Here is an 18,194-nt window from a genome sequence, read left to right on the forward strand (position 1 = left end):
TGAATGAAGTCTGAAATCGGCTGCTTTCTACAAAACGATTTTAGACTTCATTCGCCAGATGTTTAGCATTTCGATATTCCGAAGGCAGCATATTGAATTGGCTTTTAAAGGACTTGGTGAAGTAATTAGCATTGGGAAAACCCACCGAGTAAGCAATTTGAGAGATATTCAGATCGCTTTTTTCCAACAACATTGCTGACTTTTCCAGTTTGACAGACCGGATGTACTCTACCGGGGTCTTGCCCGTTAACTCCAGAAGCCTACTGTACAGCGTTCCCCGGCTCATGCCCACGTGTTTACTTAAATTCTCTACACTGAGCAGCGAGTTATTCAAGTTTTCTTCAATAAAGAAGGCAATATCTTTCAACAGCTTTTCATTACCCGATTCAATTTCAACCTCCGGTTTCACCAGATTGATTCGTTTGGAATAATACCCTTTTGAAACGCGGTTCAAAGCCAGCAGGTTATTGACTTTAGCGTTCAAAATCTCAAAATTGAACGGCTTGGTCAGGTAATCATTAGCCCCAGACAGCAAGCCCCTAAGTTGCTGCTGGTCGCCAGTAGAGGCCGTTAACAGAATCAGGGGAATATGGCTGGTTCTTTTATCTGATTTTACCTTCTGGCTAAACTCAATGCCGTCTACATTTGGCATGGCTACGTCGCTGATAATGAGCGTAGGGTGAATGGAAAGCGTTTTCTGCCAGCCTTCCCGGCCATCTGCTGCCTCAAAAACGTGGTAATGTACTTTAAGCCTCTCCATAAGGTAATGCCTGAATTCGTCATTGTCTTCCACAATTAACAATCGCTCGGCTGTATCAATGCCACTGGGGCCGATCCCAGATTTTTCGGTAAGCAGAGGGGCGGCCTCTGCCCTTTCTTCCTGAAGAAAAACCACCTGCGAAGACGGAGCTTCCACCAGAGGCAGATACATGATGAAGGTACTGCCTTTCCCCGGCTCGCTGTCAACCAGAAGTTTTCCGCCGTGCATCACGACGAATTCCTGAGCAATGGATAATCCAATGCCACTGCCTGGATTCATGATGGAATTCTGGGTTTCTTCCTGATAAAACCGTTCAAAAATCTGCGAGTGTTTATCCTGAGCAATGCCGATGCCCGTATCCTTGACCGAAACGCAGAGCCAGTGCTGGTCTGGATTTTGTTCATCCATCTGGGAGAAAACTTTAAGCCTGATTTTTCCCCCTTTAGGCGTGAACTTGAAGGCATTGGAAAGTAAATTGTAAAGCACTCGTTCAATTTTGTCGAAGTCAAGCGTAAGCTCCAGATCAGCCGCGTAGCTTTCAAAAACAAAATCAATGTGTTTTTTCTCCGAAAGATCCTGAAAGGAATCGCAGGTTTCTTTGACGAAGGAGACGACGTTTCTGGTCGATAAATGCAGGGTTTGTTCCTGCTGTTCAATTTGCTTGAAATCCAGCAGTTGGTTCACCAGATTGAGCAATCGCTTTGAATTTCTTTCAATGGTTTGTAACTGGGAATCGATAGCCGACTCGTGTTTTTTAGCTAAAATGCCTTCCAGCGGGGCCAGAATGAGGGAAATAGGGGTTCTGAATTCGTGGCTCAGGTTGGTAAGGAACTTGATTTTCATCTGGTCCAGATCGCGAATGCGTTGCACCTCCCGCTTTTGCTGTTCCTCCATAAATTTCTGCCTGATTTTCTGGATACCACGACGACGCAGGTACCAAATCGTGAATCCAAGGGCGAAGGCATAGAAGAGGTAGGCGTAAATAGTCAGATAAAAGGGCGGGTGAACTACAAGGGTAATCGATGCCCCCTGCGGGTTCCAGACATTGCCGTGCGTGCTGGTTTGTACTTCGAAGACGTATTCACCGGGATTGAGATTCGTATAATGAGCTACGGTTGTTTTGCCCGCGTAATACCAGTCTTCCTGATAGCCTTTCAACCGATACCGATACGCATTCTGATGGGCGTTGGTATAGTTCAATGAGGCATAACTAATGGAGAAATTCTGCTTGTAATCCAGATGAATAACTTTTGCCAGCGAAATATGCTCCGGGGTAATGGTTGAGTCAGCGGCCGTAATGGTTTTATTACCCACTTTCAGATCGGTAAATTGAATGGGGTACGACAAAGCACTTGATTTTATAGTACTGGTAGTAAGGAAATTAAATCCCTGAATACCCCCAAAAAACAAAGTCTGATCTGAAGCTAATAAGCCCGATCCATACGCGAAAATGTCATCCTGAAGACCATTGTGAGCGGTATAATTCGTAAATCGGCTGCCTCCTTCATCCAGGCTGCTGATGCCTTTATTGGTACTTACCCAAAGTCTTCCCTCTCCATCGCTAAGAATTTTATTAACGATGCCGTTGGGTAATCCTTTTTGGGCCCCATAGGGAATGAATGAACGGCTGGCTGGATTAAATCGGACCAGTCCTTCCCCATTCGTTCCAATCCAGAGGGAACCTTTTTCATCGGCATGAATGGACGTGATGCGATTACTAGGCAGGTTACTGTTCCCCTTGTCATACCGAATGGCCTTTTGAGTCACGGGATTCAACACCGCAAGACCTGTTCCAAACGAACCAATCCAGAGATTACCCTGCTGGTCTTCTTCGATGGCTCGTATGTAAGCATTTAACGGAATAACGGATGGGCTTGGGTGGGAGGGAGGGTTGAGGTACGTAAACTCCTTTCGAACCGGGTCGAAACAATTGAGACCGCCTCCGTTTGTGCCTATCCAGATTTTGCCACTTCTGTCCGTCTTTAAGCAGAATATATCATTGTGATTAATAGTGGCATGAGGCAGGCCTGCCTTGAACTGCTGGCATTTTCCCGTGGCAACGTCCAGCAAAAACAAGCCTTCCTGAAATGTACCAATCCATAACTGATTACGTGGAGCAAGGGTCATGCAGAGAATAGCCAGGTTAGGTAATTCGGCTCCCTCGTTTGAATAAAGCCTGAACCGGCTGAATCGATTGGTTTTGCGGTGGTAGAGATTCAATCCTCCACCGTCGGTACCGACCCACAAATCCCCGTTAGGATTTTCGGCGAAAGAGGTAACAAAAGGGGCACTGAGGCTGGCGGCATCACCGGGCCGACTTTTTTGTAAACCAAATAGTGTAAGATTTTTGTCGTACTTGTTAATGCCGCCCTGATAGGTTCCTAACCAGGTAATGCCCATACGATCAATGAACATGCACTTGACGGCTCGATTGGCCAGACTGAACGGTACGTTCGGGTTTGGCAGGTATCTTTCTACTTTGCCCGTCTCCCCATCCATAATGTTCAGACCCATTTCCGTACAAATCCATAATCGATTGGCTTCATCAGCCTCGATGGCATAAATCGTATTATTACTGAGAGATGCAGGATCATTCTTTTGGTAACGAAACGTTTTAAATCCACTTTCGTCAGGTAAAAGCAGATTGAGACCGTTTTGAGTGCCTACCCATATTCTTCCCTTTTTGTCCTGAGTAATGCACATCGTCGTACTACTCGCCAGACTGTTAGGATTGTTGGGATCGTGGAAAAAGGCTTTGAACTGGTTTGTTTTCTTCTGATAGACAACCAGCCCATCATTGGTAGTGATCCAGATACGTTTTTGCTGATCTTCGAATACCCGCCGACAGGGTTTACCGTCTACTAAGGCATAATTTTTAATGGGAGGTCGAGTCACTTTTAACGTTTGGGGATCTACGTTAAACACACCCGAATGCGTTCCTACCCACAGCCTCCCCTGTTGATCGCTACAAATGGAATACACGTTCAACCCAACATTAATCCGAATGAATGAATCTTTTTTCCGGTCGTATAAATGGAGAGAACCTTCAATGGTTCCGATCCACAAGCGACCCGCAGCATCTTCGAACAATGCAGAAACCTCATTGGAGCCCAGGCTATTCGGATTGGATTGCTCATGGTGGTATACCGTGAAATTAGAACCATTGTATTTGTTAAGCCCATCTTCCGTCGCAAACCATAATAAACCGTATTTGTCTTTCAGAATAGCGGCAATGGTGTTTGAAGAAAGACCGTCTTTGGTGGTAAGCGAGGTAAACATCATGGGCTGCGGTCCAGCCCATGTCTCGAATGTCGGAAACAGGAGGGTACAGCTTAGTAAAATGGTAGCAAGTATGTTTTTAATCCGCATGTATTATCGTTAAAAGAAAAGCCTTAAAAATGCCCTATATATTTCCTTCCCTTTCGCTGAGATCCTGTTCGTCCTTGACTAGGTACACATGGTCATGCGAAGCGTTACCAATGCTTTTTTGACGAATTGTATACGCTTCCCTTCATCCGCTCGAACGCAGGGAGAGACTAACTTTCGTGCCTTTCTACCTTAGTTAAAGCATGTTTTTGAGGTATTCTCTAAGACAAATGTAATTATTTATTAATATAATTATGATTTTAGACGGGTTGACCGGAAAATAAATGTTCAATTGACACTTTATATTTATAGACTGAATCCTTGTCAAAAAGAAAATCTGGACGATGAAATGGTTTTATACCTTTTAGCTCCCTACTGGGAAGCATGAATGCTTCGATTAACAAGGGAATGTAGGAAGAGGACATTTCTATGGACCTGGATAACGTATAATGGTACACGTTACAGATTATTGAACATTTGTTTCACTCTTTTATACATTTGTTCTCACAGCAGCGAAAGCTTGTATTTTACTTTTGTTAAACTATTTCTTTGAAAAGTCATGAATTGGGTCGGGCAATACTTGGCCTGCTTAATGAAGCTGCACAAGCGATAGTTGATTAATGATCTGGCCTTTCTATCGTGACAATTGCCAGCATCACTACTTCACAGGAGAGGAGTTACCCATACTCCTAAGTCAGTTCATTGGATACCCATTCAACATGAAAATAGGAATACTCATTACAGTAGGCATACTTTGGTTATCGGTGGGCCATGCTCAGCAAATGGTATCTGAGAAACCTACCAATTTTGCGGTCACGAAAGCCGTTATTTATGTGGATACCAAAGAAGCAGAGCTGGTTCAGACCTCAGCTCAATTGCTTCAACAGGATATTGAACGGGTAACGGGGCGGAAGGTGCCCTTGGTCCATACGCTGGACAAGATTCGTCAAAACGTCATTGCTATTGGCACGATGGAACAGTCTGGATTTCTGAAGCAATTAGCAACGGCCCAGAAACTTTCAGGTATGGCCGATACCTGGGAAGCATACCAGATCAGACTTATAAGCAATCCTTCTCCCACCATTTCTCAGGCTTTAGTCATCAACGGTAATGATCGAAGGGGAGTCGCGTATGGCGTGTTTGAATTATCCCGTCAGTTGGGCGTGTCTCCTTGGTACTGGTGGGCTGATGTACCGGTCAAAAAGCAAAACGAAGTATACATTCATAAAAATACGCAGCTACAGAATGCTCCCCAAGTGAAGTATCGGGGCATTTTTCTGAACGATGAAGCCCCCGCCTTATGCGGATGGGCTAAAGAAAAATTTGGCGGCTTTAACCATAAGTTCTACGAAAAAGTATTCGAACTTATCCTTCGTCTGAAAGGGAACTATATCTGGCCTGCCATGTGGGGAAACGCTTTTTACGCGGACGACTCACTGAATATCAAAATGGCTGAAAAGTATGGCATCGTGATTGGAACGTCTCACCATGAACCCTTAATGCGGGCCCATGACGAGTGGCGACGAGTAGGGAAAGGTGCCTGGAATTACGAAACCAACTCACAGCAACTGCGTCAGTTCTGGCGGGAGGGAATGAAGCGGGCTTCCAATGAGAAAATCGTTAGCATCGGCATGAGGGGAGATGGAGACGAACCCATGTCGAGAGAAACGGCGACTGCCCTGCTGGAAAAAATTGTGGATGACCAACGGAAAATCATCTCGGAAGTAACCGGAAAACGGGCCGAAGAAACGCCGCAGTTATGGGCTTTGTACAAAGAGGTTCAGGATTATTACGACAAGGGAATGCGGGTGCCCGACGACGTTACTCTATTGCTGTGCGACGATAACTGGGGTAACCTGCGAAAGCTCCCTTCTCCAAAGGCTGGAAGCCGGAAGGGAGGATACGGGATTTATTACCACTTTGATTACGTAGGCGGACCCAGAAATTACAAATGGCTGAATACCAATCCACTACCCCGAATCTGGGAGCAGATGCATCTGGCCTGGGAGCATCAGGTTAAAAACATCTGGATTGTGAATGTGGGTGACTTGAAACCCATGGAATTTCCTATTTCTTTTTTTCTGGATTATGCCTGGAATCCAGAGCGAATAGGCCCTGACCAGTTACAGACCTATACGCAGGAATGGGCAGCGGCTCAGTTTGGTAAAGCAGACGCTTCTGAAATTGCCTTCCTGCTGGCCCGTTACGCCAAGTATAATGCCCGCAGAAAACCCGAACTACTGGACGCAAAAACGTACAGACTAGAAAATGGAGAATGGGAAACGGTAGTAACCGATTATAATGATCTGTTAGGCAGAGCCGAGAAGCTGAATGCCAAACTTCCAACGCAATATCGGGATGCGTTTTTTCAACTGGTGTTACATCCGATTCAGGCCTGTGCCAATCTGAATGAAATGTATTACCAGGTCGCACTCAATCATCAGGCGTATCAACAAAAATGGAAAGAAACCAATGCGTACGCTGAACGGGTCAGGGAATTATACGAAAAAGATTCGCTGATTACCCAACGGTATCACCAGCTCAATAATGGTAAGTGGAATCATTTCATGAGTCAGACGCACATTGGTTACACCTACTGGCAACAGCCTGAACGACAACGCATGCCTCAGGTATTTCGTTTGTACGATGGAGAAGGAAGCGAAAAACCTTTCTCCCAAACTGCAAACTCGCGTCAGGCAACAATTCCGGCAGGAGTAAAAAGCCCGGTTTTCTATCAGGATGAAAAACGGGGCGTTTCCATAGAGGCGGATCATTTTACCCACGTTGTTCATTCCAACGGAGTAACCTGGAAAGTGCTGCCCGACCACGGTCGAACGGGTTCGGCCCTGACGGCTTTTCCCGTAACAGGCTCCGAACAAAGTCCGGGAGGAAACGCCCCGCACGTAGCGTATGACATTTATACGTATGCCGACGGAGAGGCCACCATTCACGCGTATTTTTCTCCGAGTCTGAACTTCTATGGTTCCGAAAAAGGATTGCAATATGCCTTGTCCGTAGACGATCAAACGCCACAACTCATCAGTCTCAATCAGGAAGACAAAACGAGTGACCGGGGCGTGTGGAACCAGTGGGCGGCTAACAATATCATCATAAAGCCCAGTAAACACCGATTTGACAAACCGGGCAAACACACGATCAAGTTCTGGCTGGTTAGTCCGGGAGTCGTGTTACAAAAGCTGGTAGTGGACTTTGGGAACATCGAGCCAAGCTATTTGGGGCCGGAAGAAACTAGGTATGAAACATCTGATAAATAGATATGATACGACTGAAGTATACGCCAATTGCTTTACTGGGGATAGGTTTTCTGGCCTTGACCAATTTTACGACGGAGTCTAACTCGCTAGTGCCGTTGAATCTTCCGTCACTGAAAGAGGTGTATAAGGACGATTTCCTGATCGGAACCGCTTTAAATGCGGGGCAGATTGACGAGAAAAGTCCAAAGGAGACACAGCTCATCGCGGAGCAATTCAATGCCGCTACGCCCGAAAATATCATGAAGGCGGAAGTGATTCACCCCCGTTGGGATCAATACAACTTCACGTATGCAGACAAGCTGGTTGAATTTGGAAAAAAGAATAAATTGGCCATCAATGCTCATACGCTGGTGTGGCATAGTCAGTTGCCGCCTTTTGTACGGAAAATCAAGCGTGCGGACTCCCTTCAGTTATTCCTCAAAGAACACATCCAGACCGTTGCGGGTCGCTACCGTGGAAAAGTACAATCCTGGGACGTCGTTAATGAAGCCTTAAACGAAGATGGAACACTCCGCAAATCCATATTTCTCAATAAGTTAGGCGAAGGGTATCTGGTGGAAGCATTTAGACTGGCTCAGGCGGCTTCCCCCGAAACGCAACTGTACTACAACGATTACAACAATGAGCAACCCGCCAAAAGAGCAGGTTGTATTGAAATCATTAAAAAGATTCAGGCGGCAGGCGTGCGAATTGACGGCGTGGGTATTCAGGGCCATTGGCACGTAGGTAAAATCCCCTTGCAGCATATCGAAGAAAGCATCTTGGCGTACGCGGCTTTGGGTGTTAAAGTAGCCATCACGGAGCTGGACATTGAGGTACTGAAACGTGATTTTCAGGGAGCTGAAGTCAGCCAGCGGATGAGTAATGAGCAAGGCCTGAACCCTTATACCAGCGGACTACCCGACTCACTTCAGCAACAACTGGCCCGTGATTACGAGTCACTGTTTAAGCTGTTTGTGAAGCACAAAGACAAAATAGCGAGAGTTACTTTCTGGGGCGTGCATGATGGACAAAGCTGGCTTAACGGCTGGCCCGTGCGGGGAAGAACCAATTATCCCTTGCTGTTCGACCGGCAATACAATCCCAAACCAGCTTTTTATAAAGTCATTCAGGCTCATCAATAATTAACCCATGCGACCATCCACCTCACCTCAATTATCAGTACTCGAAAAAATAGGGTATAGCCTGGGAGACCTGGCAGCGAACCTTATTTTCCAGACGCTGATGGCTTTTCTTACGTTTTTCTATACGGATGTCTATAAAATTTCGCCCGGAAGTGCCAGTTTTATTATGCTCACGGGTGGGTTTATTGGAGCCATATTCAATCTGGCGATGGGAGCCATCGCCGACAGAACCCAGACGAAATGGGGCAAATTCCGGCCCTGGATCCTTTGGACATCTGTACCCTTCGGCATCATCGCTCTGCTCGCTTTTTCGACGCCTTCCTTTAGCGAAAGCGGAAAAATAGCGTATGCGTTCGTGACGTACCTGATTCTGGTTATGGTGTATTCAGCTAATAACCTGCCCTACTCGGCCCTGAGTGGGGTAATGACGGGCGATATGAGAGAACGCAACAGCCTTTCTTCGTACCGTTTTGTGGCGGTAATGATTGCTCAGTTTATCGTACAGGTATTGTTATTGCCTTTGGTCATTTCAATTGGTAAAGGCGATAAGGCCGCCGGGTTCGAAAAGGTAATGACCGTATTTGCCATTACCGGGGTAATCTGTTTTCTGATTACCTTCTTCACCACCAAAGAACGCGTCTCACCGCCTAAAGAACAGAAGACGCCGCTGGTACAGGACTTGTCGGATTTGATTCATAACCGACCCTGGCTGATTATGCTGGGCCTCACCGTTCTGGTATTTATTACGCTAGCCATTAAGGGTGGAATGAACATCTTTTACTTCAAGTATTACTTGACTACCGCCAGTCAGGTTGCTTTTCTGGACAATCTGGGCTTTGGAAGCCTGCTCAATTCCCTGGAAAGTATCACGGGTAAAGCGGCTCTGGCCGAGTTTCGCAAGCCCGGCAGTGCTCCCTACGCCACGGCCAGTGTGGTGAGTGCGGCCAGTACCCTGGCCATGATTGTAGGCATCATCTGTTCAAAGTCGCTGGCTGATAAAATCGGAAAGCGAAATGTATATGCTATTTTTCTGACCCTTTCGGGAATGACTTTGCTGGTCATCAATTTCCTTCCGCAGACCGCCGTGTCCACCGTTTTTGCCTTACAGACGCTGCATGGCTTCCTGTACGGCATCACCACGCCGCTTTTATGGGCGATGATAGCCGACGTAGCCGATTACAGTGAATGGAAGAACAACCGGAGAGCAACGGCCATCATTTTTTCAGCCATGATTTTTGGTCTGAAAGTAGGCCTGAGTTTTGGAGGAGCCATTGCCGCCTGGTTGCTCAGTACCTTCGGTTACGATGCCGAGGCGGCTGTGCAGACCGAAAGTGCCATTCAGGGCATTCGCTTACTGGTGAGTTTGGTTCCCGGCCTGATTTTCATGGGCGGAGCAACGCTGCTGCTGTTCGGATACCGCATTGATAAAAAAATGGAGGATAAGCTTGAATTAGACCTTCAGGCTAGACGTAGTGCCCTTCTAGAAACCCATAACTAATTTTTGCTATGCCAGAAGATTCAATTGAGCATATTGATTTTGCAGAACTCCGTACGCAGGCGATTTCCCAGCCGCTGGTCTCTCATATGTATACCGCTGATCCGTCGGCTCACGTGTTTGAGGGAAAAATCTACATCTATCCTTCGCATGATATTGATGCCGGTATTCCATTTGACGATTTGGGAAGCCATTTTGCCATGGAAGACTACCACGTTTTTTCCATGGAAACGCCGGATGCACCCGCAGTTGATCATGGACTGGCTTTGCACGTAAAGGAGGTGCCTTGGGCAGAACGGCAAATGTGGGCACCCGATGCGGCATTTAAAGGAGGGAAGTATTACCTGTATTTTCCCGCGAAAAAAGCCGACGGCATTTTTCAGATTGGCGTCGCCGTCAGCGATTCTCCCGCCGGACCCTTTACCCCGCAACCCGAAGCCATCCAGGGAAGTTATTCCATTGATCCTGCGGTTTTTGTGGATGATGATGGCGTAGCTTATATGTATTTTGGCGGCTTGTGGGGGGGACAGTTACAGTCGTATCGGGCGAATACATACGATGAAAGCCATACCGAGCCCACGGGTAATGAACCAGCTCTGGGGCCGCGTGTAGCCCGGTTAACGGACGATATGCTGGAATTTGCGGAAGAAGTCAGGGAAATACGCATCGTGGATGAAAAAGGAGAGGTATTGGTAGCCAGTGATAACGAAAGACGGTTTTTTGAAGCGAGCTGGTTACACAAGTATCAGGGGAAATACTATTTTTCTTACTCCACCGGAGATACCCATTTGATCTGCTATGCCATTGGCGATAACCCGTATGGCCCTTTTACCTACGCCGGAAAAATTCTGGAACCAGTGGTGGGATGGACCTCTCATCACTCCATCTGTGCGTTTGAAAACAAGTGGTACCTGTTTTATCACGATTCCAGTTTATCCAATGGGGTTACTCATTTGCGAAGTATTAAGGTAACGGAGCTTAGGCATGATGAACAGGGATTGATTCAAACCATAATTCCTTACGTAACCGAACGTAGCTAAGTAAAAAGTAGTCTATTTTTTGAAGAAAGGCGGAAGCCAACCGGGTTTGCGTCTTTCTTTAACCCAATAATCGTTCTACCTTTCGCCTCACATTCATCCGATTCTGTGCCTCTGCTTATGTTGCGACGATACCTCTGCCTGCTCTTATTAATAATTTCTGTCACTGGTTTTTCACAGCATAAGCCGGCCTTAAAACTTTGGTATACAGAACCCTCTGGAAAAGTTTGGGAAAATGCCTTACCCCTCGGGAACGGCAGACTGGGGGCGATGGTGTATGGAAACGTGGGTACGGAAACGATTCAGCTTAATGAACATACCGTCTGGAGCGGTAGCCCCAATCGGAATGATAATCCTAACGCCCTCTCGGCCCTACCAGAAATTCGGCGGTTGATTTTTGCCGGAAAACAAAAGGAAGCCGAGCAACTGGCGAACCAGTCGGTTTTAACCAAAAAATCGCATGGTCAGATGTTTCAGCCCGTAGGTAATCTAAACCTTAACTTCGACGGCCACGATTCCTTTACGGATTATTCCCGGGAACTGGATATCGAACAGGCGGTTGCCCGAACGTCTTACCGGGTTGGAGAGGTGACCTACACGAGAGAAATGCTGGCTTCATTTCCCGATCAGGTGATTGTGATGCAGCTAAGGGCCAGCAAGCCAGGAAAACTATCCTTCACCGCTTCTTTTTCTTCCCCGCACCCAAAAGCCGAACGTCATACCACTCCTGCCCGGGAACTAACCCTTTCCGGGATTACCTCCGATCATGAAGGTGTGAAAGGGCTGGTGAACTTTCAAGGCATGGCCCGGCTTAAAACCGTAGGCGGAACCCTTACGCGTACGGATACTTCGCTTACGGTAACGGGAGCGAATGAAGCAACGCTTTATCTTTCTATTGCTACCAATTTCAACACGTACAAAGACCTCAGCGGCCAGGCAGACGCCCGGGCTGCTGCGTACCTGAATAAGGCTTTCACCCAATCGTATGCGGCCCTGCGTAAAGCACACGTCGCGACTTATCAGAAGTTTTTTAATCGGGTAACGTTTGATCTCGGAACGAGTGATGCCGCCACCCAGCCTACAAACGAACGGCTCAAGAACTTTCGCTTTACGAATGATCCTCAACTGGTTACGCTGTATTACCAGTATGGACGTTACTTGCTGATTTCGTCTTCACAACCCGGCGGACAACCCGCCAACTTGCAGGGTGTCTGGAATCACCGGATGAGGCCGCCCTGGGACAGTAAGTACACCATCAACATCAATACGCAGATGAATTACTGGCCCGCCGAAAAAACGAATCTGTCCGAAATGCACGAACCCTTGTTTCGGATGATTCGGGAACTGGCAGAAACGGGGCAGGAAACGGCTAAGGTGATGTATGGGGCGGGTGGCTGGATGGCTCATCATAATACCGACCTCTGGCGGATTAACGGGCCTGTAGACGGGGCCTTCTGGGGCATGTGGACGGCAGGCGGAGCCTGGCTGAGTCAGCACCTCTGGGAGCATTACCTCTACAGTGGCGACCAGAAATTTCTGGCTTCCGCGTATCGCATTCTGAAAGGGGCGGCCCAGTTTTACGCGGATTTTCTGGTAGAACATCCCAAGTATCATTGGCTGGTGGTGGCTCCGGGAACTTCGCCCGAAAATGCTCCCCAGGCTCACGGTGGGTCGTCGATCGACGCGGGCACTACCATGGACAACCAGATTGTTTTTGACGTATTCAGCACCGCGATACGAGCCGCTGAACTCCTGAAAAAAGATGCGGATTTTGTGGGAATGTTAAAACAGAAACGCAGCCAACTGCCTCCCATGCACGTGGGTCAATACGGTCAGTTACAGGAATGGCTCGACGATGTAGACGATCCCGAAGATAAGCACCGCCACGTTTCGCACTTGTACGGGTTGTTTCCTTCAAGCCAAATCTCAGCGTATCGTACCCCTGATCTGTTTAGGGCTGCCCGCACTTCTTTACTGCATCGGGGCGATGTATCTACGGGCTGGAGCATGGGCTGGAAAGTAAACTGGTGGGCCAAACTACAGGATGGTAATCATGCCTATGCATTGATTCAGAATCAGTTAACGCCGCTTGGCGTTAACAAAGAAGGGGGAGGTACCTATACCAATTTATTTGACGCCCATCCCCCTTTTCAGATCGACGGAAATTTTGGCTGTACCTCCGGTATTACTGAAATGTTGCTGCAAAGTGCCGACGGGTCGGTTCATTTGTTACCTGCCTTACCCGATGCCTGGCCTCAAGGCAGCATTGGAGGACTGCGAGCCAGAGGTGGGTTTGAAATTCTTGCTCTGGAATGGGAACAGGGTCAACTAAAGAAAGTGGTTATTCGGTCTACACTAGGCGGAAATCTTCGAATTCGAACGCCCCAGGCATTGAAAGGGGCTGGTGGATTAAGCCTAACACAGGCGACGGGCTCTAATACCAATCCCTATTACTACACCGAGGAAATTCCAGCGGCAATAGTTTCGTCCCAGGCCCCACGTAATAACCTTACCCTCAAACCAACATTCCTGTACGACATACCCACCCGAAAAGGTGAAGAGATTACGCTAGTTAGCCAGTAAGGTAGCGTATGATTGTAAACGTTGGGTATCAGGTAGAGCAAAGCGAAAGCTTCTGGTGAAGTCAGGTTTGCCTGTCCAGAAACTTTCGCTTTGCTAATGAATCACTTTTTGTTTTCCTGCTTAAAAGATCAATCGTGCCTCGAATGAATGCCGGGTCGAAAGTTTAGATCATGGATTTATTTGACTAACTTTTGGACTTATTTGAGAATACTTGGCTCCTGTGCCTCTGATGATCGGGTATTGCCCAGAAGCAGGAGTCTATTCTTGAAAAACTGCTATTCCATTCCATAGATAAGCTCAACACCTGTGTTTATCTAGCAGCAAGTAGGCATGAAAATCTTGATACGTTTTTCCCTTCTAGTTACACTAGCTATCCTGAATAATGCTGGGGTATTAGCCCAGAAATTACCCTTGGAATTCAAGAGTTATTCGAACAAAGATGGCTTATCCTCCAGTACAATCTACGGCTTGTGCAAGGATCATTTCGGTTTCCTCTGGTTGGCTACCGAAGATGGACTCAATCGTTTTGATGGAACGAATTTCAAAGTATACCGGCATGATGCTGAAAAATACAAGGGTTTAAAGGTCAATCATATTACGGTTCTTTTTGAAAGCAATAACGGCGATTTATGGATCGGGACCAACGGAGGTTCGCTCAGTTATTATGACCGTCTTTCCGACTCTATTATTCCGTTTGAAGAAGTAGGGGACAAAAAGAAAATACAGCCCGCTATTACCCACATCACGGCTGATGATAAAGGGAATATCTGGATTACCAGCTACGGAGCCTTATATATCATCGATCCGGTTACGAAAAAACTTCTGGTGCAAAAGCCCTATCAGGCAATCATGAAGCATTTTGAAGGGCAGACATCACTCTACACCTTTCAGGATCGGAAGCATCAAATGTGGATAGGAACGGATCAGGGTTTGTGGTTGTATGACAAAAACTATACCCTCATCAGACACTACACGCATGAGGACGATAATCCCAACAGTTTAACGCATAACTACATTTCTGCGATTGTTCAGGATAGCCGTAATCAGATTTGGGTGAGCACCATTGGCGGCTTGAGTAAGCTGGAAGCAGAAGGGAGTGGGTTTAAGAATTTTAATGATTCCCCCGGTAAAAATTCGATCAGCAGTAACACCATTTACGCCCTAGCCGCCGATGACAATGGTAAACTCTGGTTGGGAACGGACGAAGGCCTGGACGTGCTGGATTTGGCTACGGAGTACATTGTCAGTTATGGCCCTGACAGCCGCGATCCGCATAGTTTGAGTAGTCGATCCATCCGGTCCATTCTGGTGGATGAGAAGGGAATTTACTGGATTGGTACGTATCAGGGCGGGCTTAACCAATATGACAAGAGTCAGAGCCATTTTAAATTAAAACAAAGCAATGCTTTTGATCCTTTCGGCTTAAAATCGTCCACCGTTACTTCCTTTGCGGAGTACCGAAACCGTGTTTTTGTGGGAACTGATGGCGGCGGACTGCATGAATATATACCGCAGAAGGACCTATTCAAACAAATTCAGTTACCCGATGATAGCAAAAACATAAGTCATGATTTAAGCGTGCTGGCTCTGGCAATGGATCGTAACCAGCAGTTGTGGGTAGGTACTTATTTGAACGGATTGTTTTGTTACCAGCCAGATTCACAACGCTATACTCAATTCAAAAAGGGAAACGGACCAAAAGATCTGAATAGTAATGCCATTTTCTGTCTGAAAGAAGATCGACAGGGCAACCTCTGGATTGGGACGAACGGTGGGGGAATTAACATCCTCAACGTCAAAACAAATACCATAGAAAAACTGGTTAGTCAGAGTGACAATACCGATGACATAACCAAACCTTCCAATAACTACATCCGGGCGTTTGAAGAAGATAAATCCGGACGAATCTGGGCAGGTACCTTTGGCGGCGGTATTTCGTTGTATAATCCCAAAACCAAAACCTTTTCCTTTTACAAAAAAAAGAACAGCGGTTTACCCAGTAACTATATTCTATCCATCAAAGAAGATTCCAAAGGTACCATCTGGGTTGGAACCAATGGAAATGGGTTAGCCTATCTTACCCCGCAAAGCAAGAAGTTTAAGGTATTATCAGAAAGCGACGGCCTGATTAATGGGGTAGTGCTGAAAATCATCGAAACCCCAACCGGCGAACTTTGGCTCAGTACGAATAAAGGCCTGAGCTGTTTCAATCCCCTGAACAAACGATTTAAAAATTATACGCACCACCATGGTTTACAGGGCGGAGCTTTTGTCCTGGGCTCTGGGTTACAGCTTTCTACCGGAGAGCTTTATTTCGGTGGACAGAGTGGTTTTAATCACTTTAAGCGGTCGGATATTAAGATTAATAATCAAATACCGGAAGTGGTCCTGACGGAGCTGAAAATTGATAATCAGGCCGTTGTCCCTTCTCCTAAAGGACCTATCGATCAGTCTTTACTGACGGCCAGCGAAATCCGACTGGCCTACAAACAAAATTTCTCCATTCATTTCGAAGCCCTCAATTTCACCGTTCCTGAACACAATCATTACCGATACAAGCTGGAAGGAGTGGATAACCAATGGGTTGATGCAGGAAAAGAACACAGTGCCTATTACACAAACCTGAGCCCTGGTGAGTACACCTTTCAGGTCATTGCGTCGAATAATGATGGGCTTTGGAATACCGAAGGGAGATCCATTCGGATCAACGTAGCTCCTCCCTTCTGGCAATCCATCTACGCTTATGTATTTTACGTGCTGGTAGGCTTCGGTATTCTGTTTTTAATACGTCGCCGCAGCATTAATCAGTTAAAGCAGAAATTCGCCATTCAGCAGGAAAGACTTCAGGCCAGCCAGCGTCTGGAACAACAACGCAAAGAAGCCGAATACCTGCGGGAGTTCGATCGTATGAAGATTAAGTTCCTGACAAATCTTAGTCACGAATTCCGAACACCCATTTCGCTGATTGCGGGCCCTGCCGAAAAACTGTTAAAACTGAATATGGACGAAAGTGCCAGCAATCAGCTTAACCTGATTAATCGGAATGCTCGCAGGCTGAGTAATTTAGTAAATCAACTCCTGGATTTCAGGAAACTGGAAGAGCAGGAACTGAAACTTCACCTGAAGCCGGGGCAGATGGTGGCTTTTCTGAAAGACGTGGTAAACTCTTTCAACGACCTGGCCATCCGAAAGAATATCATTTTATCTTTTTCCAGTGAAATGGAGGAAGCAACGCTCTACTTCGATGAAAATAAAGTCGAGCGAATCCTGTTCAATTTGTTATCCAATGCATTTAAGTTCACCCCGGAGAAAGGGTCTATTCGCGTAAGCCTTGAAGAGTGTCTGGAAGAATCTACCGCTGAGGTGGCGTGTATAGCTGTGTCCGTCAAAGATTCAGGCATTGGCATTCCTGCCGAAGCTCAGAGCCGGATTTTTGAAAGCTTTTTCCAGCACGATACTGGTCCGGCTATCCTTAATCAGGGAACGGGCATTGGCCTTTCTATTGTCAAGGAATTTGTCAAAATGCATGATGGACACATCACCGTAGAAAGTGCCGTAGGACTGGGCAGTAAATTTACCTTTCGGCTACGGCTGAAACGCGAAGTAAGTCAGGAGCTTGCTGTGGTCAACGAGACCCTGGTTCCTGTGAATCAGGACTTAGTGCCTTTCCCCGTCGTGGAGAGTTCTGGTAAAAATTCGGATCAACCTTTGGTGTTGATTGTGGAAGACGATGAAGATTTCCGTTTTTACATCAAAGAAAACCTAAGAACGTTTTATCGGCTTTTTGAAGCGACCAATGGGAAGGAGGCTTGGCAACGAATTCTGTTTCATCACCCTGATATCATCGTCTGTGACATAAATATGCCCGAGATGAATGGTCTAGAGTTAACCCGAAAACTGAAAGCCGACAAGCGAACCAAGCATATCCCCATCATATTACTGACCGCTGCCATTGAAGAAAATGGGCCTTTGTCTGGTCTGGAGTCGGGAGCAACGGATTACATCACCAAGCCCTTTGATTTTGCCGTATTACAGGCAAAAATGAATAGCCTGATTGCCCTCAACCGGGTGTTTAAAGATACGTACACCAAGCAGGTCGTGATGACTTCCCCCAATCCGGAAATTATTCCAGAACGGGAACGTTTTCTGGAGAAAGTGCTAGCTTATATTCATGATAATCTGTCTAATCCGCAGTTATCGGTGGAAACGCTAAGCAGTCATTTATCCATGAGTCGAGCCTCTTTGTATAACCGATTACTTGAATTTACGGGTATGACCCCGGTTGAGTACATCCGATCCATCAAGCTTGAACGTGCCGCTTTGCTCTTAAACAAAAGCGACATGAACATTGCCGAGGTAGCTTATGAGATAGGTTTTGCTAACCCCAACTACTTTACCAAGGTATTCAAAGCTCACTTTAACATGACTCCGTCCGAGTACATCCAGAAAGAGCGGACGAGAGCGGAGGGTATTTTATAAAATAACGAATGCTGCACGTTGCAAGTAATTATCGAACGCAGCCGCTGGCAGCATTGTGATACTTAGGCAAGTAAT

At 46.7% G+C, this 18,194-nt stretch carries 7 protein-coding genes; 6 read left to right on the top strand and 1 reads right to left on the bottom strand.

Going from position 1 to position 18,194, the window contains the following annotated elements; genetic code table 11:
* Window positions 1-40 precede the first annotated feature (40 nt).
* Entirely contained in the window at window positions 41-4,042 is a 4,002-nt protein-coding gene (locus tag QE390_RS00455) for a hybrid sensor histidine kinase/response regulator transcription factor (RefSeq protein ID WP_307140628.1), read from the bottom strand.
* A gap of 803 nt (window positions 4,043-4,845) precedes the next feature.
* Between QE390_RS00455 and QE390_RS00460 the strand changes: the two genes are divergently transcribed.
* The 6 genes from QE390_RS00460 (at window position 4,846) to QE390_RS00485 (ending at window position 18,119) form a co-directional block, all read left to right on the top strand.
* On the top strand, window positions 4,846-7,401 hold the full coding sequence (locus QE390_RS00460) for a glycosyl hydrolase 115 family protein (RefSeq protein WP_307140629.1): 2,556 nt from the start codon (window positions 4,846-4,848) through the stop codon (window positions 7,399-7,401).
* Window positions 7,402-7,403: 2 nt separating this feature from the next.
* Window positions 7,404-8,525 carry an endo-1,4-beta-xylanase gene (locus tag QE390_RS00465; RefSeq protein ID WP_307140630.1) on the top strand — a complete coding sequence of 374 codons (1,122 nt, stop codon included), beginning with the start codon at window positions 7,404-7,406 and terminating at the stop codon, window positions 8,523-8,525.
* Between the two features lie 7 nt (window positions 8,526-8,532).
* Window positions 8,533-10,023: an MFS transporter gene (locus QE390_RS00470; RefSeq protein WP_307140631.1), complete on the top strand. Its 1,491-nt coding sequence runs from the start codon at window positions 8,533-8,535 to the stop codon at window positions 10,021-10,023.
* Between the two features lie 8 nt (window positions 10,024-10,031).
* Entirely contained in the window at window positions 10,032-11,060 is a 1,029-nt protein-coding gene (locus QE390_RS00475) for a glycoside hydrolase family 43 protein (RefSeq protein ID WP_307140632.1), read from the top strand.
* A 117-nt stretch (window positions 11,061-11,177) separates the two neighbouring features.
* Window positions 11,178-13,640, top strand: coding sequence for a glycoside hydrolase family 95 protein (locus tag QE390_RS00480; RefSeq protein WP_307140633.1), 2,463 nt, complete (start codon window positions 11,178-11,180; stop codon window positions 13,638-13,640).
* A 330-nt stretch (window positions 13,641-13,970) separates the two neighbouring features.
* Window positions 13,971-18,119, top strand: a complete 4,149-nt coding sequence (locus QE390_RS00485; protein ID WP_307140634.1) for a hybrid sensor histidine kinase/response regulator transcription factor — start codon at window positions 13,971-13,973, stop codon at window positions 18,117-18,119.
* The last annotated feature ends 75 nt before the right edge of the window (window positions 18,120-18,194 follow it).

The sequence above is a fragment of the Siphonobacter sp. SORGH_AS_1065 genome (genome assembly GCF_030818595.1).
Taxonomy (GTDB): Bacteria; Bacteroidota; Bacteroidia; order Cytophagales; family Spirosomataceae; genus Siphonobacter.